The following is a 24,537-nucleotide window of genomic DNA, read 5'->3' on the forward strand; positions in this document are numbered from 1 at the left end:
GGACGCCAAGCCGCCACGGCGGCGGCGATAAGAAGGCAGCAGCATGGTTTATGCCGGCGCCGCACGCCAGGCGATGACAATGGCAAGCCGGCCACCATGGCGTCAAGGTTTTTTTATGGCATCCGCACATCGACAAATGCCATGCCGGCCGCGCGGGCAGCCTGAATGCCAAAATCGGCGTCTTCGAAGACGACGCATTTTCCTGGCGCCACGCCCATCAGCTCGGCGCAACGCAAAAAAGTATCAGGAAAGGGTTTATGCCGGGTCACATCATCGGCACCGACGATGGCGTCGAAATAGTGTAATAGCCCGAGGTGTTCCAGCAGCGACACGGCCATGCGATGCTCGCTGCCCGTGCCCACCGCCATGGGACGCTTGCCATGGTAGGCTTTCACCACCTCGATTAACGGCAACGGCCGGACATTGTCCAGCAGCATCAATTCCACCGCCGCGGTTTTTTCAAGCGCCAGCAGGTAAGGATCCATACTGGATCCATGGTTGTCGATAATGGTTTTGGCAATACGCCAGGTTGGCGATCCATTTAAGCCGGCCATGGCTGCACCATCATAATGCATATCGTGTTTACCAAGCACCTGGTGCCAGGCTTTATGATGGGTCGGCTCAGTATCGAGCAACGTGCCGTCCATATCGAAGATCAACCCTGCGTACCGATCGTACATCGTCGTTTCCTGATGCTAAAAATAAGCCTTTACTGTAACGCAAAGTCATAAAATTGTCGCTTTTTCTGTATTGCGGCGAGCCGGACCGGGGGCGAATGCCGTAGGGGGAAAGAGTGGCACGCGTTAAATTAGGAATATCACCGGTACGCCGCAGGGAAAGCAGGCCAGGCAAATAACAAAGAGAGGGGGAAAACGTCGAGGCCGTAGACAATGCGCGAGCAGCGCTGGCAACAACAGAAGCACCGACATGGTGCATCCAGGAGGATTCGAACCTCCGACCGCTCGGTTCGTAGCCGAGTACTCTATCCAGCTGAGCTATGGATGCAAATAAGATAAGCCGTAAAGCAGAGGGTCTAAATATAAAAAATGGTGCATCCAGGAGGATTCGAACCTCCGACCGCTCGGTTCGTAGCCGAGTACTCTATCCAGCTGAGCTATGGATGCATTGTAGTAACAAAACTGATTTTTCCTGACCGTGCAACAGGTCAATTAATGGTGCATCCAGGAGGATTCGAACCTCCGACCGCTCGGTTCGTAGCCGAGTACTCTATCCAGCTGAGCTATGGATGCATTCTTAAATAATGGCGGTGAGGGAGGGATTCGAACCCTCGATACAGCTTTTGACCGTATACTCCCTTAGCAGGGGAGCGCCTTCAGCCTCTCGGCCACCTCACCTACGCGCCGATGTTAAAGCTCATCGGCACTGCGTGGCGCACATATTACTTTCCCGGCCTGATAAGTCAAACAATTTTTCCCGTCTGGCGAGCGTTTGCGCAAAAGCCATGCAACTTGACCAGATTGACAGCACAATAACGCCCGGCACCGCCCTTATCCGGGAAAATGCAAGCTGTTGGTAAAGATTTTATGTAGAAATAATCAGTAAAAATTAAATGATTTTACAGCAGGAAAGGAGAGATTAGCGCCCCGCGCAAGCAAGGCGCCTGAAAAGATCAGAAGGGATTCTGTTGTGATTTTTCAGCCTGGATACGCTGGTATATTTCTTCACGGTGAACAGAGACTTCTTTAGGCGCATTGACACCGATACGTACCTGGTTGCCCTTGACTCCTAAAACCGTAACCGTTACCTCATCGCCAATCATGAGGGTTTCACCAACTCGACGAGTCAGAATAAGCATTCTTTGCTCCTTGAAAGATTAAAAGAGTCGGGTCTCTCAGTTTCCCGCCATTATCCATCATATACCGTGAAAACGTAAGTCATGTAAGCGACATAAAATGCCAGCAGGCTGACGACTTTCAACATCTGGTATAAGTTTAGTCGATATGACCAGCTTCGCGCCTAACTTTTGACTCAGCGGATAATACGAATCCAAACGCCATAACTTAACAGAAAGCTATGGCGTTTATCATAACGTATTCTTATCCGCTTTAGATTTTAGTCGCCAGCCAGGCCTCTACGCCGGCCAATGCCGCGGGCAGCGCCTGGACGTCGGTACCGCCGGCCTGGGCCATATCAGGCCGGCCGCCGCCTTTGCCGCCCACCTGCTGGGCCAGCTGGCCGATAAGGTCGCCGGCCTTAACGCGGTCGGTTAAGTCTTTGGTGACGCCCGCGATCAGGCTGACTTTATCATCGGCGACGGTCGCCAGCACAATCACCGCCGACCCCAGCTGGTTTTTCAGATCATCCACCATGGTGCGCAGCATCTTGGGTTCAACGTTATCCAGTTTGCTGACCAGCAGCTTCACGCCGTTAACCAGCTTAACGTTGCCGGACAGCGCCGAACTTTCCTGCGCCGCCTGCTGGCTTTTGAGCTGCTGGATCTCTTTCTCCAACTGCCGGGAGCGCTCGATCAGGGCTTTTACCTTATCCGCCAGACTTTGGTTATCCCCTTTGACCAACTGGGCGATGCCATGAATCAAATCGCTTTGCTGATGCAGGCTGGCTAAAGCCCCTTCGCCGGTCACGGCTTCAATGCGGCGGATGCCGGCCGCGGTGCCGGATTCGGAGATGATGCGGAACAGGCCGATATCCCCGGTGCGGCTGGCATGGATACCGCCGCACAGTTCGGTGGAGAAATCACCCATGCGCAGCACCCGTACCTTGGCGTCGTACTTCTCGCCGAAAAGCGCCATGGCCCCGGTGCCGCGCGCGGCCTCCAGATCCATGATCTCGGTCTCGATGGGCAGGTTCCGGCGGATTTGCTGGTTGACGATATCCTCCACGGCACGGATCTGCTGGGGTTTCATCGCTTCAAAGTGGGAGAAATCGAAACGCAGGTATTGATCGTTGACCAGAGAGCCTTTTTGCGCCACATGGGAGCCCAGCACCTGCCGTAGCGCCGCGTGCAACAAGTGGGTGGCGGAATGGTTAAGGCGAATACGGGAGCGGCGCGCTTCGTCCACGCTGGCGCTCACCGCATCCCCGACCTTGAGTTCGCCCATGGCCAGCCGGCCGACGTGCCCGAACGCCTGGCCGTACTTTTGCGTATCGTCGACCGTAAACAGCCCCTGCGTGGCCTTCAGCTCGCCCTTGTCGCCCACCTGGCCGCCGGATTCGCCATAAAACGGCGTTTCGTCCAGGACCACGACGGCGTCGTCACCCTGGCGAATGGACTGCACCGGCTCACCGTTGCGAAACAACGCGACCACGGTGCCGGTATGCTGCGCTTCGTCATAACCGAAGAACCGGGTGGCTTTATCCACGCGCAGCATGCTGTTGTAGTCGGCGCCGAAACCGCTGGACTCGCGGGCGCGGCGGCGCTGCGCATCCATAGCCCGCTCAAAACCCTCTTCGTCCACCTTCAGTTGCCGCTCACGACAGACATCGGCGGTCAGGTCCAGCGGGAAACCATAGGTATCATACAGGCGAAAGGCGGTTTCACCGTCCAGGGTATCGCCCTTAAGCTTGCCCAGTTCCTCGTCCAGCAAGGCCAGGCCGCGCTCCAGCGTACGGGCGAATTGTTCTTCCTCGGTTTGCAGCACCTGCTCAACCCTTGCCTGCTGCTGTTTCAACTCCGCGGCGGCCGGACCCATCACGTCAATCAGCGGCGCAACCAGCCGATGGAAGAAGGCATCCCCGGCGCCCAGCATGTTGCCATGCCGTACGGCGCGGCGGATGATGCGCCGCAGGACATAGCCGCGGCCTTCGTTGGACGGCACCACGCCGTCAGCAATCAGGAAGGCGCAGGAGCGGATATGGTCGGCGATCACGCGTAACGATTTGCTGCCCAGGTCGGCGCAACCGGTCACCTGCGCCACCGCCTCGATAAGCGTACGGAACAGGTCGATGTCATAATTCGAGTTAACGTGTTGCAGCACCGCGGATATGCGCTCCAGTCCCATGCCGGTATCCACCGAGGGCTTGGGCAGCGGCAGCATGGTACCGTCTGATTGACGGTTAAACTGCATAAACACTAAATTCCAGATTTCAATGTACCGATCGCCGTCTTCCTCCGGGCTTCCCGGAGGACCGCCCCAGATATGATCGCCATGATCGTAGAAAATTTCCGAGCACGGGCCGCAGGGACCGGTATCGCCCATCTGCCAGAAGTTATCCGACGCATAGGCGCCGCCTTTATTGTCGCCAATGCGGATAATGCGTTCTTCTGGCACGCCGACGTCCCGCGCCCAAATGTTATAGGCCTCGTCGTCGGTGGCATAGACGGTCACCCAGAGCTTTTCCTTCGGCAGGTTGAACCAGGCGGCGCCGGTAAGGAGTTCCCACGCAAAGTTGATGGCGTCCTGCTTGAAGTAGTCGCCGAAGCTGAAATTACCCAGCATCTCAAAAAAGGTATGGTGGCGCGCGGTATACCCGACATTTTCCAGGTCGTTATGTTTACCGCCCGCGCGCACGCAGCGCTGGGATGTGGTGGCACGCCGGTATTGGCGTTTATCCAGCCCGAGGAAAACATCCTTGAATTGGTTCATGCCGGCATTGGTAAAAAGCAATGTCGGATCGTTATCTGGCACCAGGGAGCTACTTGCAACTACCTGGTGGCCTTTGCTATGGAAAAAATCGAGAAACGCTTGACGGATCTCAGCGGTGCTCTTGCTCATAGTTGTCCTGGAATCAAGCTAAACGAACGGATCGGAAACAGAATAGCGCAGTATTGGGGCGCTACAGTAGCGTTCACGAACTCAAAAGTGGGAATAAGATAAATTTTCTTGGAGGGGAAGTAAAATCCCACAGGCCATCAAATTAAAAATTTATATAAATTGATCGAATCTCATCGTAGGAAAAACCGCGGGAAAGAAGGTAACGCTGCACTTTGGCCCGGGCCTCCCGATCGGGGGGAAGCGGTTGGCCGAATTTTTTCCAGGCAACATCCTGCGCCTGCGCCGACCGATCGATTTGTGCTTCGGTAAAGGCGTTATCTATGATTTCCCTGTCTATTCCCTTTTGCAACAGTTCCATGCGGATCTTTTGTTCGCCATAGCCTCTTTTGCTGCGACTGTTCACATAACGCAGGGCGAAACGGGCATCGTCCAGCCAGTCATTTTGCAGGCAATAGTCAATAACTTCCTGAATATCGTCTTCTGTGATCTCCAGCGCATCCGCCGCCTTAACGACCGCTCTTGCTTTGAATCTCTGCCTGGCGGCCGGCTGCGTCGCCAGTTTACGACGCAGCTCCGCTTCGCTGTGATCGCGCAGCGTGAGCAAACGTAAGGCGCGATCGAGCAATGTGCTCATAGGCCGGCGACCCAGGGGACAAACCGCCCCCGGTCCCCTGCCCGGGCGGTATTATGCCTCTTCACTGCTCTCACGGGCCGCGCTTTCATCAATATCGTCGCTTTCGCCGGCAAAACTGGTCGTTTCAGGGCTGTTTAACAGCATATCACGCAGTTTTTTATCCAGCTCCGCCGCAATTTCCGGGCGCTCCTTCAGGAACACGCAGGCATTGGCCTTGCCCTGACCGATTTTTTCACCGTTGTAGCTATACCATGCCCCGGCTTTTTCGATGAGTTTGTGCTTAACGCCCAAGTCCACCAGTTCACCGCGGATATTGATACCCTCGCCATAGAGGATTTGGAATTCAGCCTGCTTAAACGGCGCGGCGACTTTGTTCTTCACCACTTTAACGCGTGTTTCGCTGCCCACCACCACTTCGCCTTCTTTGACGGAGCCGATGCGGCGTATGTCTAGACGTACCGAAGCGTAGAATTTCAGCGCGTTACCGCCGGTGGTGGTTTCCGGGTTACCGAACATGACGCCGATCTTCATGCGAATCTGGTTGATAAATATCAACAGCGTATTGGCGTTTTTCAGGTTACCCGCCAGTTTACGCATGGCCTGGCTCATCATACGTGCCGCAAGCCCCATGTGCGAGTCGCCGATTTCGCCTTCGATTTCAGCTTTCGGGGTCAGCGCCGCCACGGAGTCGACGATGATAACGTCAACCGCGCCGGAACGGGTCAGGGCGTCGCAGATTTCCAGGGCCTGTTCGCCGGTGTCGGGCTGCGAACACAGCAGGTTGTCGATATCCACGCCAAGTTTTTTTGCGTAGATAGGATCAAGGGCGTGCTCGGCATCGATAAACGCGCAGGTTTTACCTTCACGCTGCGCGGAGGCAATCACCTGCAGGGTCAGGGTGGTTTTACCCGACGATTCCGGCCCATAGATTTCAACGATGCGTCCCATGGGCAAGCCGCCGGCGCCCAGTGCAATATCAAGGGAAAGAGAACCAGTGGAGATTGTTTCAACATCCATTGAACGATCTTCACCCAGGCGCATGATAGAGCCCTTGCCAAACTGTTTTTCAATCTGGCTTAACGCTGCTGCTAACGCCTTTTGTTTATTCTCATCAATAGCCATTTCAACTCCTATCAAGCAGGGAGCTACATCGCTACCCTCTTTTCGCCAAACATCTATGCCGATACTGATGCCAATTATACTGTACAATCATACAGTATCAAGTACATTTTCAGAGAAATGTGTCTATGACGGTTTTTAACGCGAAATGTACCGCCTGACGCCGCACCGCATCCCGATCACCGTCAAAATGCATCAACTGCGAGAACACCGTCCGGTGCCGGCCGGCAAAACCAAACCACACGGTGCCGACCGGCTTCTCCAGCGTTCCTCCGTCCGGCCCCGCGATACCGCTAATGGCTACGGCGTAATCCGCCCCCGCCGCCGCCAGCGCGCCACGGGCCATTTCCAATACCACCGGATCGCTGACCGCGCCATGCTGTTCGAGGGTACTGACCTTGACGCCCAGCATCTCGGATTTGGCCTGGTTACTGTAAGTGACAAACCCGCGCTCGAACCAGCCTGAACTGCCGGCGACGTCGGTGAGGACCTTGGCCACCCACCCGCCGGTGCAGGACTCGGCGCAGGTGATAACACTGCCGGTCTGTTTCAGCGCCGCCCCAATCCGGGTGCTGAGCATTAAAAGATCGCTGTCGTTCATGATACTCCCATCCTGATAACAGAGGTGTCAAACGGGAAAAGGTCCGCCGTCGCGGCTATCGTTGCCATTGAGTATAACCTGAACCGGCCGGGTTACGGAGGCCGCATTTTTCGCTTGTAACCACTGTATTGATGCACTAAAGTTCTTATTAAACTATCTGTTATAATTTTATGTACTTTCTAATTACTTAATAACATTTATTGGAAGATCCAAAGTGGATTAGCATTCCCGACATCTTCAGGCATGCGCGCGTTGCGCGCCCTTAACCTTGTCACTTCAGGAATAACGATGAAAAAAACGACATTAGCACTTTTAGTCGGTTCGCTGCTTGTCACCGCAGTACAGGCGCAGGCGGAAGACGGCCTCGCGGCGATTAAAGCCGCCGGCACCATCACCTTCGGCACCGAAGGCACCTACGCGCCTTATACCTACCATGATAGCAGCGATAAGCTGGTGGGATTTGACGTTGATCTCGGCCGGGCGGTCGCCGCGAAACTCGGCGTTAAGGCGAAGTTTATCGAAGGACGCTGGGACGGCCTGATCGCCGGCCTGGACGCCAAGCGTTATGACGCCGTGATAAACCAGGTGGGCATTACGCCTGAACGCCAGGCGAAATATGATTTTTCCAAGCCCTACATCGACTCGAAAGTCGTGCTGATCGTGCGTGACGACAATACGACCATCAAGAGTTTCGACGACCTCAAAGGCCAGAAAGCCGCCCAAAGCCTGACCAGTAATTATTCCCAGGTGGCCACCAAGTACGGTGCCGAGCTGGTGCCCACCGACGGTTTTAACCAGTCGCTGGATTTGGTATTGAGCCGCCGCGCGACCGCAACGCTTAACGATAACCTGTCCTTCCTGGACTTCAAAAAACACAAACCGGACGCGCCGCTGAAAATCGTCGCCACCCAGGACGCCAACGCCCCTTCAGGCATCCTGATCCGCAAAAATCAGCCCGATCTGGTGAAAGCGCTGAATACCGCGCTGGATGAAGTCAAAGCGGACGGCACCTATAAAACCATCGCCATTCGTTACTTCGGTCAGGACATTTCTCAATAATGTTTTTGCAGCAGGAGTTCTAGCAGATGCCGCCGTGGCTACAACTGATGTTGGACTCCTTCTGGCGATTGTTCGCCGCTGGAGTCATGTTTACCTTGCCGCTGGCGATACTTTCCTTTATCGGCGGGCTGGCGGTGGGTTTCGTGGTGGCGCTGATCCGCCTGTACGGTCCGCAGCCGCTAAAAGGGATAATGGACTTTTATGTCTGGGTGATACGCGGTACGCCGCTGTTGGTGCAGTTATTCCTGATTTTTTATGGTTTGCCCAGCGCCGGCATCACCCTGGACGCTTTTCCGGCTGCGCTGATAGGGTTTATCCTCAGCGTCGGCGCCTATAGCTCGGAAATTATCCGCGGCGCCATACTGTCGGTCCCCAAGGTACAATGGGAAGCGGCCTACGCCATCGGCATGAGCAGCAACCAGGCCATGCGCCGCGTAATCTTGCCGCAGTCGGTATTTGTGTCGCTGCCGCCGCTGGCCAACTCCTTTATTTCGCTGATCAAGGATACTTCATTGGCGGCGGTGATCACCGTGCCGGAAATGTTCCTGGCGGCGCAGCGTATCGTGTCCGTCACTTATGAACCCCTGATACTGTATATTGAGGCAGCATTTATTTACCTCATGTTCAGCACCGTGCTCAGCAAACTACAGGCCAGGCTGGAAGTCTATTTCCGACGTTACGAATAAAGTTGTTGTGTATTGACGCCGTCACTGGCGTCAATATTTTTAAGCTGGAATACGCAACGCCGCGATAGCCTCAATCGACATCCTCCATGATAAAGTTGGAAAAGCGATATTCCGGCAATCTGGCTTCCTCAATACGGCCGATTCTTACCGGCCGCTCGCTATTGGAATCACACAATGATTTTATGTAGCGCCAATACATTTTTTCTGCTTCGATATGGTCGATCAGCGGATCCAGCACGCCTTCCGCAATAGAGATGGCTATTTTTTTATCGGTATAGACGTTGTCAGTATTATCTGAATTCTCATCGGCATGTTCTTCCAGGCCATCGGGTTCGTTACTGTCCAGCATTTCCGCCATTTTTTTTATCATCGCCAGATTAGCATTTGCGGCCTGCGGGGATGAATAGAATAGTCCATCACTGAATAATGCTTCCATCACCTCATAAAAACAAAAATTCATTTCTCCCTGGATATATCTTATTTTATTATTAACCGACACTCCTGCATATTCCCGATTCATGAGATTGTCATTTTCATAACCATAGCTGGCCAAGACTTGTCTGTCGCTTACCACCACAGGTACGTTTTTGATGGTATGGATATCGCCGCTGATACTATAATGCTCTTTATCATTATTTTTATAACCATTGGCGCTGTAGTTGACTTCAATATCAAACCGCTTGGTGGGAATGCGTTCGCGGTTTGAATAGGTTGGAAAAACGTCACCGGGCTTACTGTCTTGGTGCTGATAAGCGCGATGAATCGATGTCACTTTTTGCAGGCCGATCCAGTCAAATATGGATTGCGCCTGGGAGGGTTTTCTCACTTCATCAATATAGGCCATAACGTCTATATCAAGATAGATGCCTAACATTATCGCCCAAGGCTCAATAGCCAGCATCATATGGGATAAAGTGGTATCTTGCTCAATGATAACCGGATGACGAAAAAATTTTAGCAAGAAAAAGGGATCATTTTCCTCCAGGCACGACTGTAAAGACAACAATGGGATAGCCGTCAAATCATCATAATCCGAACGAAATCTCAAAATAGCGTCTTGACAGAAAATCAATGATCCGTCCATGCCCCACCCCAGCAACAGTTAATAAATAGCCATGACCGATCATCCCTTTCTGATGATAAATCAACAATATTTATAGGTTGTATTATAGTCTTCGCGTGCCTGTCAAATGCGTATTTTGCCAAATCAGAAAATATATAACAAAGGGCGCATCAATTTTTACTCGCACTACTTTCGCCATGGGCATATCGACTCCACCGGGCGGCAAAACGTCTGTTCACATCACATTTCCGCGATCGATATTATCCGATGGCACAGGTGTGACCGGCAAAAAATCCAGGGATGATTGCCTCTCACGCTGCTGCGACATATTTTGGTGTATCAATTAATGCAACTTGCTTTTGTGGCTAATCAGCGCGCCGCATCAAGCTGGATGCCTGTATCTGTATTAATATTACCCCATGGCATTCTCCAGCGGACAGTGAATATCAAAAAATAGGGCCGGTCATTATTTTCCGGAGGTTGTCAGATAACCATAAACGGACCATTCAAACTTTTCCATCAAAAAAATGATGAATAAATTTAATCAAATGGCTATGCAAGTAACTTACATTAAGTCTTTTAATATCAGTTTATTGAAAAAAATTATAGTATTTTAACCAAGCGGCGCCAGGTCGAAGGGGAACGGACTGTTCATTTACCATAGCAGCCCGTCCTGTACCGGCAGAGACGTTATAACTGTTAAGATTTATGCTTTTTTTTTTAACCATTAGCGCTATCGTCGCTGAAAGCCAGCGCGTCGCAACAGCGGGAGAAAGCCGATTGGCCGGTGCCAGCGGATGGGCAGACATCGACGTCTTTCAAAAGAACACATTAGCCTTGCTCACACCTTCGCGGCGGCAGGTGTTGCCTCTGGCTTATCATGGGCCGCGATAAAAGCCGGATAGCCCACCATCACCACGGCGGCGATAAGCGTATTGACCACCAAAAGCTGATCGGTATTGGTCAAACGGGTGGTACCCAATACCGAGGCCGCCGTCAGGGCGATGCTGGTCACTGCGGTAAAGAAGGAGGTACGCATGGCATTGGTGGTGAGAAATTGTTCTGCGGCCTGCCCGGCGGTCGGCCAGTGGCCGTTGCCGATGCGCGGCCGGCTTAGCCCGATGCGTACCCCTTCTAGGCGCGACGTCGGTGTATTGGGGGCGCAAGAATGGCCGGTGCGACGACGAAGCAGTGGCGTTGCCGGCGTAGCGGCGAACCAGCGCATCAGCGCCGGGCGCTGCAGATCGTCAAATACCTCGGTTAGGGCATTCAACGCGCCGCGCAGGAGGTCATGGACAATATTCGGCTGTATAACCACCGCGGCCGCACTGGCGGCGGAAGCCCAATCCATCATCTGTTTGGTGATCCGTTCGGCTTCATCCATGACATAGCCGGCGCCCGAATGCGGTGCGAGCCCCGTCATGGCGACGCCCAGCCCCCCCTGCGCCAGGCCGTAAAACAGGCTGGAACAGATAAGGCCGCCGGCATTCAGACCGCCATTATCGTGCAAGGGAAAAAACAGTTGAAGCAGATCCCGCATCAAGGTATAGGTCAGCGTCTGCGCCCCCACGGATCCCATCAGCGTTCCAAGAGTAAAACCTGGCCGGTTGCTTGCCACCAGCATCAGCGCGCCGGAGCTTAATAATCCCATGGCAATACGGGAGGCGCGCGAGACGATGGTGGCGGTGCCGTTCCTTTCATCACGCACCGCGCCGGCCAGGTTAAGCGCGGGTCCCAACAACATCGAGACAATGCCCGCGACCAGGCGTGGCGGTAACGAGGCTGTCGCGCCCAGCAAGAAGAAATTCTTTTCCACAGCAAAACCGACCATTTGCCGCAGCAGGGTAGTAAAAGCAACAATAGTGCCGGTGCGCGTCGCCACGGTAATAACATTAGCGATGCGACGCGCACCGGTACCGGTCACAATGGTATAATCATTGCTCATGACGGCGCCGATAAAATCAATCATTACACGCCCGCGGTCATAAAACGTCGCCCCGGGATGCTGACGCAGCTCATGGCGAAGATGCAGCGCCAGTTGATGCTCCGCCGTGCCCGGGCAGGTGGATAACGTAATGTCTCCTCCCTTTTCAAGCAGAGTCGTTACGCTATCCAGCATACGTTCCGCGTCCGGTAATTCATCGGCCTTCAGCGTCGCTAATAAATCGCCCGCCAATGCATCCAGCTGGCGGCAAATACTGGTTGCATGTTTTATCAATGGTTCGGTGGCAACCTCTATACCGGCGAGGTCTTGCTGTAACTTTAGGGATTGTTCTAGCGCATGTGACGCATGGGAATTGTCCTGAAACCGGCTATCAACCTTATCCTCATCCGTGTCTTCTTTTATAGGCAGTGCGCCATAACCTGCTGTATTTATCTGATAGCAAGGTAACATACTATTTTATTCCACATATCATGTCCGCAAAAGGCAGATCCTGAAATTATATATCGGCCATGCCCGTCTGGGCGATGCGTATCATGGCGTGGGATTTAATTTTTGTCATGCAATTAAACTTTTTTGCCTTGAAATAACTTATGTACCTGAACAGAGATATATATTTCAGTTGGTATGAATGTAATTTAAAATAAATAATAATTAATCTTAAGATATAGCATGCACTGCACAGGGGACATGCAGGCGATTTTTACCCGCGATGTGAGGTCACGGGCAACAACCCGAGCCGCCGCCCCAGGTATCGTCTCGTTTACCATCAAAGTCCCGTCCATCCCTGATACTGGCGCAAACCAGGGATAACCGCCGGTTGCCGTTCAGCTTTTTTTGACAAATTCCGATTTCAGCTTCATCGCACCGAAGCCGTCGATTTTGCAATCAATATTATGATCGCCTTCAACCAGTCGAATGCCTTTTACTTTTGTGCCGATTTTCAGCGACGAGGCGCTGCCTTTCACCTTTAAATCTTTTATAACGGTAACCGTGTCGCCGTCCGCCAGCAGGTTGCCGTTGGCATCCTTAACGATCAACCCTTCCCGGGCGGCAGTCGCATCCGCCGTTGCCGACCATTCATGCCCGCATTCCGGACAGTTGTAGTGCTCCGCGTCCTGCCAGGTGAAGGCGGATCCGCATTGGGGGCAATGGGGTAATTGATTCACTTTAACTCCTTAATAAGAACAATAACGAGATAAACTCTGGCTGATTAGCCGTCACCATGACGGCACGCGGGGATTCTACCTTGTTTACCGGGCCGGAGAACAGCATGGCCTGGCGGATGGCGACGGTGGTTATCCGTGTTGCCTTGGCATTTCACTCAGTGGGGTTGAAGCCATTTCCCGTTTACCGCCGGGATAATGGCTTGGATTTGCGGTGACGTTATCGGTCGGCGTTACTCGGACAGGCTTTGCGCGGCCTTCTCAATCAGCGCCGCGACCTGCCGCGGCTGTGAGGCGAAGACCGCATGGCTGGCCTTAACTTCAACGACATGGCTTTGCGCGCGTTTGGCCATGAACCGTTCCAGATCCGGATTAATGGCCCGGTCCTGCGTCGCGACCAACGCCCAGCTGGGTTTGGTTTTCCAGGCCGGTTCCGCCGCAGGCGTGGTGAAAATAGCGGCGGCGGGCATGACCTGGGAGCGTGCCATAAAGCTGGCCTGGCCCACCGGCAGATCGGCTGCGAAATCGGCGTGATAAAGCTCGGGTTTCAGGTAGAGGAAATGGTCGGCGGTTTCGGCGATGCCTTTCGTGGCCGGAGGGATTTTGCCTGACAGACCGGCAAGCGTTTCCCCTTTTTCAGGCTGTAGAGCGGCAATGTACACCAGACCGGCAACGGAAGGATCCTGGCCGGCTTCGCTGATAATAAAGCCGCCATAGCTGTGCCCGACCAGCAGCGATTTGCCCTGTTGCTGGCCGAGAATCCGGCGGGTGGCCGCGACGTCGTCGGCCAAAGACGTTTGCGGCTCCTGCACAATGGCAACATGATAGCCGGCCTTGTCCAGGATGCGGGTCACCTCTTGCCAACCGGAACCATCGGCAAAAGCGCCATGGACCAGGACAATATTTTTAACGGGACTTGCCAGCGCGGTGCCCAGGGCGGCGAAAGACAATGCCATGACGGCGGCCAGACGTGTCAGCGTTTTCTTCAGCATAAAGTTTTCCTCGTTGATAGTTGGTGTGGATATTAATTATCTCAATAACAATTATCGCGATAAGTAATATGCTATTAACATTAGCAGCACACCCTTTGATGTCAAGCTATTTGTTATCGCGATAGCTAATAAGCGATTAACGGTGGTATGATACTGTTCAGACTGGTGCTTAAGGAGCATGCCGTGGTACATCGTCCCCGTCTGGCGGAGCAGCTTTGCTATGCCATTTACTCCACCTCCATCGCCATCAAGCGGCTTTATAAACCGATGCTTGACGCCATGGGCGTGACCTATCCGCAGTATCTGGTGCTGAATGTCTTGTGGGAACAGGGCAAACAATCCATCGGCAGCATTGGCGACGCGCTGGGGCTGGAAACCAGTACACTGACGCCACTGCTAAAACGGCTGGAAACGGAGGGATTTATCGAACGCGTGCGCAATCCCGAGGACGAGCGGCAGGTCATGATCTCCATCACCGACAAAGGACAACGGCTGGAAGAGGCGTCATCGTGCCTGTCCGAGGCGCTGTTTTGCAACGCCGATATGGAGCTTGCCCAGTTGCAGAGGCTCAATCAGGAAATTAATAGGCTGCGGGAAAATATCGTCAGCCGGCACGGCGCGAAAAAACCGGCCTGAACGGCGCGCTATCCGGTGTAGGGGGTGCCATCGCCTCCCTGGGACGCCGTCGCTTAAAGCACGGGCTTTTTACCTGGGCTATTTTTCGGTTTCAGCCCGGCGGCGGCACAGAGCCCCTGCCGGCGACGCTGCCGCAACTCACCGGGCTGGATGCACACCACGGTCGGGTGACGTGCGGGACGTTGCCGGTTTTGACGATAGGGCATTCCCGCTGGTTTCCCTGCCATGGAGACTCCGTTATCATGGGCGCTGCACCTGAATGTAAGATGTAGCGATTTTCCTTGGGATAGAGTGATAATTCATGAGAACAACCATGGTAATCCCCCCGAAAAACCAGTGCATGCATAAGTAGAATTTTCTCCTAATCTGAATACAGAGGGGATTTCTATGTGTCGCTACCGATGTAATTATGACCACCGGGAGTGCGGACGAAAACTTGGACTGCTTTGGAGGTAGTCCATGTATTCGTTCGAAGAGCGTATCCGTGCTGTTGAACTCTATGTCAAATATGGCAGAAAAGCGTCGCCGGTTGTTCGCGAGCTGGGGTATCCGTCTCGTAAAAACCTTATTCGCTGGGTTCGTGCATGGGAATTCTCAGGAGAATTAACTGGAAAAAGTGGCGGGTGCCCCGCTATACGACCGAGCAAAAACAGGCTGCAGTAGAGCACTATCTGACCCACGGTTGTTGTTTAGCATTTACTTGCAGGACACTGGGATACCCTTGCAGTGAGCTTCTGGTGCGCTGGATTGACGAGTTGCATCCCGGCAGGCTCCGGATGATTACGAGTACCAAAAGCATAACATTACTTTTGAGCCCGAACAGAGGCGGCAGGCCGTCAGGGACCGGTGCATGCGCCGCATCCCGGCGCGGGTCATCACACAGAAGCTTGGCGTCAGCCGGCAGGTATTGTACAAATGGAAGGATGAAATGCTTGGTGACGAGGCATATCAATCCATGCGCAAACGTAACGTGGCTTCGCCTGAGGATACGCGCGATGCTCTGTTCGATGAAATTACTCAGCTTAAACAGCAAGTACAGCGGTTACAGCTGGAACGGGATATCCTCACGAAGGCGATAGGCTGATAATCTGGCCCAACGGTGGAGTTGGGCCAGAAAAGCGCGATCAATAGAGACGAAGCGTTAATTACATTTTCCTGTCGGGGCTTTCAGCGGACCGCATTCACCGTAGTCAAGCAATATGTAACCTTTTCTCTGCATACAACTTTCTATTTTCCCGATACGATTTTTATGCTGCTCAAGACTTTCTCCAGGATGAACATAATTCCGGCTAAAATAATCCGGCGCAATATTTTTATCCAGCCCGCAGCTGTAGAGATCCCGTGTACGCTGCGCAACGTCTGTATGCCCGAGCTGGCCCGGTTTCTGAATGGTATGTGCATACGGGAAATAGGTGTAATTGCTGGAATCCATATCGGCGACCACGCAACCAGTGAGCAGAGCGCAGAAAAACAGTACGGCTTTATTCAGCATGGTTAATTACATTTTCCTGTCGGGGCCTTTAGCGGACCGCACTCTGAAAATTCAAGCGTGTCATACCCTTTATCGCGCATACATTGTTCAAGTTTATGCGCTCGGGCTAATGCCTGATCCACGGTTTGCCCCGGCGCGACGCCAACACGTTGCCAGCGAGGCGAGTCAGGGTTTTCGTTTTCAGGCACGCCACAGGCATGAAGATCCCGAGTTCGCTGCGCACGATCGGTATGACCGTGCTGCCCTTTTTTCTGAAAGATCTGCACATAAGGGACGCTTGTATAATTGCTGGAATCCATATCGGCGACCACACAACCCGTTAAGCTAAACATGCAGACGATAACCGCGAGTTTCTTGAGCATGACAATTCCTTATGTGCTTGTCGCAAAAATGAGTTCCAGTAATTCTGATCCTACCCAGCAATAACGGACACAGCCCTAAGCGAGATTCTTTCGTTCATATTGTTCCGGGCTTAGCCCACCATTGGCACTGTGCCGACGGTAGCGGTTATAGTCAATTTCAATGTAACTGAACACCGCGTCTTTCATTTCCTGTCTGCTGGCAAAATATTCTCCGTGGCTCAGCTCAACCTTCAGGCTATGGAAAAAGCTTTCAGCGCAGGCATTATCATAACAACAACCTTTAGCGCTCACACTTGGATTTAACTTATTGTCTTTTAAGATATTACTGTAATCTCGGGAACAATGCTGGCTGCCTCTGTCAGTGTGGACAATGATACCACGAGGTTTTTTTCTTCTCTGTAACGCCATTTTCAGTGCATCGCAGGCCAGTTTTGCGGTCATCCGTTCAGACTTGGACCAACCCACTACCGCGCGCGAATAAAGATCTATAATAACAGAAAGATATAACCAACCTTCTTCTGTCCACAAGTACGTAATGTCACCCACCCATTTCTGATTCGGAATGTCAGCGTTAAGGCATTGATTCAACAGGTGGGGGGCCACCGGCAGACTTTGATTGCTATTCGTCGTGGCTTTAAAACGCCGTGCTGCACGCGCCTTCAGCCCCTGGCGACGCAGACTGTCCGCCACTGTTTTGCGATTCCAGCCAAAACCGGCTTCGCGTAAGTCCAGGGTGAGTCTCGGTGCGCCATAACGCTGTTTGGCTTGATTAAATGCAGCAAGGACTCGGGTATCGCGGGTTTGCCTGGCCTGCTGGCGAGATGACGGTACTCTTTGACGAGCCAGCCAAGCATAGAAACCACTGCGAGAAGCATGCAACACACGCGCCATGCTTTTTACCCTAAATATTGCCTGATGATTTTTCATAAACACATACTTCATTTCAGGCGATTGGCGAAGTATATGGTCGCCTTTTGGAATATAGCCAATTCCTCATCTTTCTCGGCGAGTTGGCGCTTAAGGCGGGCGATCACGGCGAGTTGCTGTTGTTCCCGCTCACCGTTGTTGTTCTGCCGGCGGGTTTTAGAACGCCACGTATAAAGTTGTGATTCATAGAGATTAAGTTCTCGGGCACCATGAGCCACACCGACGGTGTCGGCCAGTGCCAACGCTTGCTCGCGAAACTCGGGCGTGTATTGATTGCGCAGCTTATTTTTAACAGCATGTCCGTCAAATCTGGGTAGGATCACTTAACCCCGGTTGCACCACAGGAGACACGTAAACCACGATTTTCGCCAATATCAGCTTTATCTTTGTCACCTGGCTTCATCATTTCTATCGCTTTAAACGACAGTGGCTTTGCCTCTTGTTTTCCTGCCCTAAAGACTCCGTTATCATGCTCCCTACGCATTTATGAAACGAAATGTAGGATTTCATGAGATCCAATGAGACAAAGTGAAACTCAATGAGAACAACAAATATCACTAACTCTTTAAAATTTAATAAAATGGACATCATAAACTGATGAGTACACTAGAGAATTTCGACGCACACACCCCAATGATGCAGCAGTACCTGCGCCTCAAGGCGCAGCATCCTGACATCTTGCTGTTTTATCGGATGGGCGATTTCTACGAGCTGTTCTTTGACGACGCCCGGCGCGCCTCGCAGCTGATGGATATTTCGCTGACCCGGCGCGGCCAATCCGCCGGCGAACCGATCCCCATGGCCGGGGTGCCTTACCATGCGGTGGAGACCTACCTGGCCAAGCTGGTACAGCTGGGCGAGTCGGTGGCCATTTGCGAGCAAATCGGCGATCCGGCCACCACCAAAGGCCCCGTGGAGCGGAGGGTGGTGCGCATCGTCACGCCGGGAACCCTGAGCGATGAAGCGCTGTTAAACGAACGCCAGGATAATCTGCTGGCGGCCGTGTGGCAGGAAGCGTCCGGGTTCGGTTATGCCACCCTTGATCTCAGCTCCGGGCGTTTTCTGGTGTGCGAACCGGCCGATCGCGAGGCCATGGCCGCTGAATTGCAGCGCACCAACCCCGCTGAACTGCTGTTTCCCGAGACATTGCAGGAAATGGGGCTGATTGAGCATCGCCGTGGACTGCGCCGCCGGCCGATCTGGGAGTTTGAGCTCGATACCGCCCGCCAGCAGCTTAATCTGCAGTTCGGCACCCGGGATTTGCATGGCTTCGGCATCGAGCGCGCCAGCGCCGCGCTGCGCGCCGCCGGCTGCCTGCTGCAGTATGTCAAGGACACCCAGCGCACCTCGCTGCCCCATATCCGCGCCATCACGCTTGAACGCCAGCAGGACGGCATCGTGATGGACGCCGCCACGCGCCGCAATCTGGAGTTAACGCAAAACCTTAGCGGCGGGTTTGACAATACCCTGGCGGAAATACTGGATCATACCGTGACGGCGATGGGCAGCCGGATGCTGAAACGCTGGCTGCATATGCCTACCCGCGATACCGCCGTACTGACCCATCGCCAGCAGGCCATCAGCAGCCTGCAGGAGACCTGCGCCGAGCTGCAGCCGCTGCTGCGTCAGGTTGGGGACCTGGAGCGTATCCTGGCGCGCCTGGCGCTGCGCTCGGCACGTCCGCGCGATCTGGCGCGCATGCGCCATGCCTTCCAGCAGTTTCCGGCTATCCATGCGTTGCTGGCGCCGCAGCCGACGGAGCACATTCGCCACCTGCTCGCGCAGGTGGGACTGTTTGACGAATTAAGGGCCTTGCTCGAGCGGGCGGTAGTCGATGCGCCGCCGGTACTGGTGCGCGACGGCGGCGTGATTGCGCCGGGTTATCATGAGGAACTGGATGAATGGCGGGCGCTGGCCGACGGCGCCACCGATTATCTCGACCGCCTGGAAATCCGCGAACGCGAAAAAACCGGCCTTGAGACCCTGAAAGTCGGCTTTAACGCAGTGCACGGCTATTATATCCAGCTCAGCCGGGGACAAAGCCATCAGGCGCCGATGCACTATGTCCGCCGCCAGACGCTGAAAAACGCCGAACGCTATATTATTCCGGAACTCAAAGAGTACGAGGACAAGGTGCTGACCTCCAAAGGTAAAGCGCTGGCGTTGGAAAAGGCGCTCTATGATCAGTTATTTGATCTGCTATTGCCCCATCTCGGCCCCTTGCAGCAATGCGCGGCGGCGCTGTCCGAGCTGGACGTGCTCAGCAACCTGGCCGAACGGGCCGAAACGCTGAATTATGTGTGTCCGACGCTCACCGACCAGCCGGGGATCCGGATTTCGGCGGGACGCCACCCGGTGGTGGAGCGGGTGTTAAGCGAGCCGTTTATCGCCAATCCGCTCGCGCTGTCCGCCCAGCGGCGCATGCTGATCATTACCGGCCCGAACATGGGCGGCAAAAGCACCTATATGCGGCAAAATGCGCTGATCGTGCTGATGGCTTATATCGGCAGCTTTGTCCCCGCCGCACAGGCGGTAATAGGACCGGTGGATCGTATTTTTACCCGGGTGGGAGCGGCGGACGATCTGGCCTCCGGACGATCCACTTTTATGGTGGAAATGACCGAGACGGCCAATATCCTGCACAACGCCACGCCGCAAAGCCTGGTGCTGATGGACGAAATAGGCCGCGGCACCTCCACCTATGACGGTTTATCGCTGGCCTGGGCCTGCGCTGAGAGCCTGGCCGGGCGGATTAAAGCCATGACCTTGTTCGCCACCCACTATTTTGAACTGACCACCCTGCCGGAAAAGATGGAGGGGGTGGTGAATGTCCACCTGGACGCGCTTGAACAAGGCGAGACCATTGCTTTTATGCATACCGTGCAGGATGGCGCCGCCAGCAAGAGCTATGGACTGTCGGTGGCGGCGCTGGCCGGAGTGCCGCGCGAGGTGATTAAACGGGCGCGGCAAAAACTGAAGGAACTGGAAAGCCTGTCCACCAGCGCCACGGCCAGCAAGGTGGACGGTTCGCAGCTGTCGCTGCTGGCGCCGGTGGAGGAAGAAACGCCGCCGGCGGTTGCCGCGCTTGAGGGGATTGATCCGGATACGCTGACGCCCAGGGCGGCGCTGGAGTGGATTTATCGCCTGAAGGGAATGCTTTAGGTCCACCGCGGTCCGCAGGGGTTACCATAAAACAAAAAAAAACGGTGAAGGTTTACCCTTCACCGTTTTTTATTTCCGGGCGGTTATTCCCGGAACAGAGCCTCAAGGTTCAGCCCCTGCCCTTGCAGGATTTCACGCAGGCGGCGCAGACCTTCAACCTGGATCTGGCGGACGCGTTCACGCGTCAATCCGATCTCACGGCCTACATCCTCAAGCGTGGCGGCTTCATACCCTAACAAGCCAAAACGCCGGGCCAGCACTTCACGCTGCTTGGCGTTCAGTTCAAATAACCACTTAACGATACTTTGCTTCATATCATCGTCTTGCGTGGTATCTTCCGGCCCGCTGTCTTTGTCATCGGACAAAATGTCCAACAGGGCTTTTTCAGAATCCCCGCCGAGCGGAGTATCCACTGAAGTAATACGTTCGTTAAGGCGCAGCATACGGCTGACGTCATCGACCGGTTTATCAAGCTGCTCGGCAATTTCCTCCGCGCTTGGCTCATGGTCGAGCTTGTGGGACAACTCCCTGGCGGTGCGTAAATAAACATTCAGTTCTTTTACGATATGGATCGGCAGACGTATGGTACGGGTTTGATTCATGATCGCCCGTTCAATGGTCTGGCGGATCCACCAGGTAGCGTATGTGGAGAAACGGAACCCTCTTTCCGGGTCAAATTTCTCTACCGCGCGGATAAGACCCAGGTTACCTTCCTCGATCAAATCCAGCAGCGCCAGTCCGCGGTTGCCATAACGGCGGGCGATTTTAACCACCAGCCGCAGGTTGCTTTCAATCATACGGCGTCGTGAGGCAACATCACCCCGAAGCGCACGCCGGGCAAAATACACTTCTTCTTCAGCTGTAAGCAATGGGGAGTATCCGATCTCACCCAAATAGAGTTGCGTGGCATCCAGCACACGTTGGCTGGCCGCCTGAGACAGCAACTCTTCTTCCGCCAAATCATTATCAGCGGGCTCATCGATTAACGCTTTCTCGTCAAATGTTTCGGCTCCGTTCTCGTCGAATTCGGCTTCTTCATGTAACTCGGTTACTTTCAGCGTGTTTTCGCTCATTCTATGGCTCCTACCCGTGATCCCAGGACAGAATATCTGGATATTCCGACCAATTTATCGCTGCGGGAGATAACGCAGCGGGTTTACGGATTTCCCCTTGTAACGAATTTCAAAATGCAATCTAACCGAGCTGGTACCCGTGCTACCCATGGTAGCGATTTTCTGCCCGGCGCTCACTTCTTGTTGTTCCCGTACCAGCATCGTGTCGTTATGGGCATAGGCGCTCAGGTAATCATCATTATGTTTGATGATTATCAGATTACCGTACCCTCGCAAAGCGTTACCGGCATAGACGACTCGTCCGCCGGAGGTGGCCAGGATGGATTGTCCGCGTGAACCGGAAATATCGATACCCTTATTGCCGCCTTCCGCAGCGGAGAAGTTATCAATAATCTTTCCGTCCGTCGGCCAACGCCAACCGGTTATCGCCGTACTGCCGCCCGACATCATAGTGCCGGACGTTGAAGCGGGTGCGGTAACAGGGGCGGTTGTTGCAACAACTGCTCCCGATGTGGGTAACATTTTGCCGCCGTTAGATGGCAACATTTTCCCTACATTCTGTTTACCTGAATTTTCAGAATACTCATTGTTTGCTTGAGAATCAATACCCGAGCTCATCATTTTCGTATTCGTAGCGGCATTTGGAGCGACAGTGGCGCCTGAAGCCACGGTAGCGCTGCTATGATTTGCCAGCATGCCTCCGCCGCTTACTTCGCCGCCTGCCACGGTTCCGCTCCCGGTTAGGGGTGCCGTTCCGTTACCCACTTGTAAGGTTTGACCTACATTCAATCCATAAGGTTCCGGAATATTATTCCTTTTTGCCAAATCACGATAGTCATTCCCGGTAATCCAGGCGATATAAAACAATGTATCACCGCGCTTGACCTGATAGGTAGTACCGCCATAGGAACCTTTTGGAATAGAGGTGTAGCTGCGGTTATAAACAATATTACCTTCAGACGATTGGTTAACGGCACTTACGCTTCCAACCACGTTCGGCTGGGCTGGCTGTACCGGCTGTACCGGCTGTACCGGCTGTACCGGTTGCAGCTGCCGCGTCGGCAGCGATTGCTGCTGTTGCAGCCGTGGTCTCTGGACGGGGGCGGAGGTCGTCATACCGCTGTTATTATCGCCGCCCACGCTACTGATTGGTGCCGCTGTCTCATCACTGGCGCAACCCGCCAACCATAAACTTGCCATTGAACATACCGCAACGCGGCGCCAATAGCATTTCGGGCTTCCCATGCTCATCTCTCCCCTATGGCAGCAAAGCCAATCATCGTTCCAAACATGCCAGACATTATCGTTATACATCCTATTTTCTCTCATTACTTCATGAATGAGAGTATTTTCAGCTATTTCCGAAAAGTTAATTTTATGCTGTTAATGCTAGCAACATCCGGGGGAAGGCGCCATAAAACAGTTGTATAGAAATATCAGGTGGCATCGCGCGGGCGTATGGGAGTGATGAAGGGGTAAAAAACATGCTGCCGATTATGCCAGTTCTCCCCTGATCAGGGGTACAAAACGCACCGCTTCGACGGTTTCCACCCTAAACTCGCCATCCTGGCGCGTGACGGTGGTCAAATCCTGCGTATCCTCGCCGACCGGCAATACCATAATGCCGCCTTCATCCAATTGGGCCATCAGCGCCGAGGGTATCTCCGGCGGCGCGGCGGTGACGATAATGGCATCGAAAGGACCGCGCGACGGCCAGCCCAGCCAACCGTCGCCATGGCGGGTGGACACGTTATGCAAATCCAGCTGCTTCAGGCGGCGTTTGGCCTGCCACTGCAGTTTCTTGATGCGCTCGACCGAACAGACATGCTGCACCAGGTGCGCGAGAATCGCCGTCTGGTAGCCGGAGCCGGTGCCGATTTCCAGCACGCGCGATGTCGGCTGGAGCCTGAGCAGCTCCGTCATGCGCGCCACGATATAGGGTTGGGAAATGGTCTGGCCCGAGCCGATGGGCAAGGCGGTATTGTCGTATGCCTTATGTTCGAAAGCTTCGTCGATAAATCGCTCGCGCGGTACCGATTCGATGGCTTGCAACAGCCGTTCATCTCTTATTCCCTGCTGGCGAAGCTGTTCGAGCAGGGCCTGGGTGCGACGGTTTACCATGTCCAACTGACCTCCGCATTGGCCAACCACGACGTGAGTACCGATTGAGCGGAATAGGCGGTTAAATCCACCTGCAATGGCGTAATGGAAACATACCCCTGCTCAATGGCGGCAAAATCAGTATCGGGCCCTTTGTCGAACGTTTCACCGGGCGGGCCGATCCAGAATATTTCACGGCCGCGCGGGTCCAGCTGCCGGATGGCATGGGCGGCGGGATGCCGGCTGCCGCAACGGGTGACCTTGATACCCTTGATGGCAGACATTGGCAGGTCGGGGACATTGACGTTCAGGATCCTGCCGGTACGCAGCGGCTCAAGGGTCAACGCCCGGATAAGCCTGCAGGCAATGACCGCGGCGGTATCATAAAAGGTATCGCCGTTCAGTGAAATAGCCAGCGCCGGGAAGCCGAGGTGCCGTCCTTCCATGGCCGCGGCCACCGTGCCGGAATAAATAACGTCGTCCCCCAGGTTGGGACCGGTGTTAATGCCGGACACCACGATATCGGGACCGGGGCGCATCAGGGCGGTGACGCCGAGATAGACGCAGTCGGTGGGCGTGCCGGATTGCACCGCGATATCACCGTTGCCCTCTTTCAGCGCCCGCAGCGGCCGGTCGAGGGTCAGCGAGTTCGACGCTCCGCTGCGGTTGCGATCGGGCGCCACGATTTGCACGCTGTCCACATCGGCAGACTGGCGCAGGGCGGCCGCCAGCGCTTGGATGCCGGGCGCATGAATGCCATCATCATTACTTAATAGTATGCGCATATCATTATTAGCTTTATTAATTATTGATTGTTTTTAACGCGCCG

The 24,537-nt window shown here is 54.1% G+C and carries 21 protein-coding genes, 4 tRNA genes and 2 pseudogenes; 5 read left to right on the forward strand and 22 right to left on the reverse strand.

Annotated features, from left to right (window positions below; genetic code table 11):
* Positions 1-113: 113 nt before the first annotated feature.
* The 10 genes from yqaB to pncC all read right to left on the reverse strand — a co-directional run bounded on the left by yqaB (position 114) and on the right by pncC (position 7,048).
* A complete protein-coding gene (gene yqaB, locus ACL2XM_RS16310) occupies positions 114-680 on the reverse strand; it encodes a fructose-1-phosphate/6-phosphogluconate phosphatase (protein ID WP_410016316.1) in 567 nt (188 codons plus the stop codon).
* Positions 681-928: 248 nt separating this feature from the next.
* Positions 929-1,005 (reverse strand) — tRNA-Arg (locus ACL2XM_RS16315).
* A gap of 42 nt (positions 1,006-1,047) precedes the next feature.
* Positions 1,048-1,124, reverse strand: a tRNA-Arg gene (locus ACL2XM_RS16320).
* A gap of 49 nt (positions 1,125-1,173) precedes the next feature.
* Positions 1,174-1,250 (reverse strand) — tRNA-Arg (locus ACL2XM_RS16325).
* 12 nt (positions 1,251-1,262) lie between these two features.
* Positions 1,263-1,355 (reverse strand) — tRNA-Ser (locus ACL2XM_RS16330).
* Positions 1,356-1,630: 275 nt separating this feature from the next.
* Complete coding sequence (gene csrA, locus ACL2XM_RS16335) at positions 1,631-1,816, reverse strand: carbon storage regulator CsrA (protein ID WP_132926210.1); 186 nt, start codon at positions 1,814-1,816, stop codon at positions 1,631-1,633.
* Between the two features lie 250 nt (positions 1,817-2,066).
* Entirely contained in the window at positions 2,067-4,694 is a 2,628-nt protein-coding gene (alaS, locus tag ACL2XM_RS16340; RefSeq protein ID WP_410016317.1) for an alanine--tRNA ligase, read from the reverse strand.
* A gap of 142 nt (positions 4,695-4,836) precedes the next feature.
* Complete coding sequence (locus tag ACL2XM_RS16345; protein ID WP_410016318.1) at positions 4,837-5,328, reverse strand: regulatory protein RecX; 492 nt, start codon at positions 5,326-5,328, stop codon at positions 4,837-4,839.
* Between the two features lie 51 nt (positions 5,329-5,379).
* Complete coding sequence (recA, locus tag ACL2XM_RS16350) at positions 5,380-6,450, reverse strand: recombinase RecA (protein ID WP_410016319.1); 1,071 nt, start codon at positions 6,448-6,450, stop codon at positions 5,380-5,382.
* Between the two features lie 109 nt (positions 6,451-6,559).
* Positions 6,560-7,048, reverse strand: coding sequence for a nicotinamide-nucleotide amidase (gene pncC / locus ACL2XM_RS16355; protein ID WP_413722184.1), 489 nt, complete (start codon positions 7,046-7,048; stop codon positions 6,560-6,562).
* 288 nt (positions 7,049-7,336) lie between these two features.
* Here pncC and ACL2XM_RS16360 point away from each other — a divergent pair, with 288 nt between their 5' ends.
* Positions 7,337-8,107, forward strand: a complete 771-nt coding sequence (locus ACL2XM_RS16360) for an amino acid ABC transporter substrate-binding protein (protein ID WP_413722183.1) — start codon at positions 7,337-7,339, stop codon at positions 8,105-8,107.
* A 26-nt stretch (positions 8,108-8,133) separates the two neighbouring features.
* Entirely contained in the window at positions 8,134-8,793 is a 660-nt protein-coding gene (locus ACL2XM_RS16365; protein WP_410016322.1) for an amino acid ABC transporter permease, read from the forward strand.
* Positions 8,794-8,863: 70 nt separating this feature from the next.
* Here ACL2XM_RS16365 and ACL2XM_RS16370 read toward each other — a convergent pair whose 3' ends face one another.
* From ACL2XM_RS16370 to ACL2XM_RS16385, 4 genes are all read right to left on the reverse strand, one after another.
* Positions 8,864-9,877, reverse strand: coding sequence for a hypothetical protein (locus ACL2XM_RS16370; protein WP_413722182.1), 1,014 nt, complete (start codon positions 9,875-9,877; stop codon positions 8,864-8,866).
* A gap of 820 nt (positions 9,878-10,697) precedes the next feature.
* The gene (locus tag ACL2XM_RS16375) at positions 10,698-12,074 is read right to left on the reverse strand and encodes a hypothetical protein (protein ID WP_413730897.1); all 1,377 of its coding nucleotides are present in this window, start codon (positions 12,072-12,074) and stop codon (positions 10,698-10,700) included.
* Positions 12,075-12,625: 551 nt separating this feature from the next.
* Positions 12,626-12,967 carry a zinc ribbon domain-containing protein YjdM gene (locus tag ACL2XM_RS16380; RefSeq protein ID WP_413730898.1) on the reverse strand — a complete coding sequence of 114 codons (342 nt, stop codon included), beginning with the start codon at positions 12,965-12,967 and terminating at the stop codon, positions 12,626-12,628.
* 230 nt (positions 12,968-13,197) lie between these two features.
* Positions 13,198-13,956 carry an alpha/beta hydrolase gene (locus ACL2XM_RS16385; protein ID WP_413730899.1) on the reverse strand — a complete coding sequence of 253 codons (759 nt, stop codon included), beginning with the start codon at positions 13,954-13,956 and terminating at the stop codon, positions 13,198-13,200.
* Between the two features lie 147 nt (positions 13,957-14,103).
* Here ACL2XM_RS16385 and ACL2XM_RS16390 point away from each other — a divergent pair, with 147 nt between their 5' ends.
* Together ACL2XM_RS16390 and ACL2XM_RS16395 are read left to right on the forward strand one after the other, a co-directional pair.
* Positions 14,104-14,592 carry a MarR family winged helix-turn-helix transcriptional regulator gene (locus ACL2XM_RS16390; RefSeq protein ID WP_413731250.1) on the forward strand — a complete coding sequence of 163 codons (489 nt, stop codon included), beginning with the start codon at positions 14,104-14,106 and terminating at the stop codon, positions 14,590-14,592.
* 459 nt (positions 14,593-15,051) lie between these two features.
* Positions 15,052-15,667: pseudogene (locus ACL2XM_RS16395) on the forward strand (transposase); the annotation flags it as partial.
* A gap of 66 nt (positions 15,668-15,733) precedes the next feature.
* Here ACL2XM_RS16395 and ACL2XM_RS16400 read toward each other — a convergent pair.
* From ACL2XM_RS16400 to ACL2XM_RS16415, 4 genes and pseudogenes are all read right to left on the reverse strand, one after another.
* The gene (locus ACL2XM_RS16400) at positions 15,734-16,084 is read right to left on the reverse strand and encodes a hypothetical protein (RefSeq protein ID WP_413731252.1); all 351 of its coding nucleotides are present in this window, start codon (positions 16,082-16,084) and stop codon (positions 15,734-15,736) included.
* Positions 16,085-16,086: 2 nt separating this feature from the next.
* Complete coding sequence (locus tag ACL2XM_RS16405) at positions 16,087-16,446, reverse strand: hypothetical protein (protein ID WP_413722178.1); 360 nt, start codon at positions 16,444-16,446, stop codon at positions 16,087-16,089.
* Between the two features lie 75 nt (positions 16,447-16,521).
* Positions 16,522-17,693 (reverse strand): IS3 family transposase gene (locus ACL2XM_RS16410; RefSeq protein WP_413733228.1). Its coding sequence is split into 2 segments (ribosomal slippage): positions 16,522-17,414 and positions 17,414-17,693, totalling 1,173 coding nucleotides; the frame shifts between segments, so codons are not numbered across the junction.
* Between the two features lie 2 nt (positions 17,694-17,695).
* A pseudogene (locus ACL2XM_RS16415) lies at positions 17,696-17,857 on the reverse strand (integrase); the annotation flags it as partial.
* Between the two features lie 113 nt (positions 17,858-17,970).
* On the opposite strand from ACL2XM_RS16415, the gene mutS reads away from it, so the two are divergent.
* Positions 17,971-20,535, forward strand: a complete 2,565-nt coding sequence (gene mutS / locus ACL2XM_RS16420) for a DNA mismatch repair protein MutS (protein ID WP_413731253.1) — start codon at positions 17,971-17,973, stop codon at positions 20,533-20,535.
* An 83-nt stretch (positions 20,536-20,618) separates the two neighbouring features.
* Here the strand turns inward: mutS and rpoS are convergent, their stop codons facing one another.
* From rpoS to surE, 4 genes are all read right to left on the reverse strand, one after another.
* Complete coding sequence (gene rpoS / locus ACL2XM_RS16425; protein ID WP_410016329.1) at positions 20,619-21,608, reverse strand: RNA polymerase sigma factor RpoS; 990 nt, start codon at positions 21,606-21,608, stop codon at positions 20,619-20,621.
* A gap of 54 nt (positions 21,609-21,662) precedes the next feature.
* Positions 21,663-22,859: a murein hydrolase activator NlpD gene (nlpD, locus tag ACL2XM_RS16430; RefSeq protein WP_413723548.1), complete on the reverse strand. Its 1,197-nt coding sequence runs from the start codon at positions 22,857-22,859 to the stop codon at positions 21,663-21,665.
* A gap of 243 nt (positions 22,860-23,102) precedes the next feature.
* Positions 23,103-23,729 carry a protein-L-isoaspartate(D-aspartate) O-methyltransferase gene (locus tag ACL2XM_RS16435; protein ID WP_410016330.1) on the reverse strand — a complete coding sequence of 209 codons (627 nt, stop codon included), beginning with the start codon at positions 23,727-23,729 and terminating at the stop codon, positions 23,103-23,105.
* Positions 23,723-24,493, reverse strand: coding sequence for a 5'/3'-nucleotidase SurE (surE, locus tag ACL2XM_RS16440; protein WP_410016331.1), 771 nt, complete (start codon positions 24,491-24,493; stop codon positions 23,723-23,725). Before surE ends, ACL2XM_RS16435 begins: the two co-directional genes overlap by 7 nt.
* Between the last annotated feature and the right edge of the window lie 44 nt (positions 24,494-24,537).

This window comes from Sodalis sp. RH20 (assembly GCF_047324205.1).
In the GTDB taxonomy this organism is placed as follows: domain Bacteria; phylum Pseudomonadota; class Gammaproteobacteria; order Enterobacterales; family Enterobacteriaceae; genus Acerihabitans.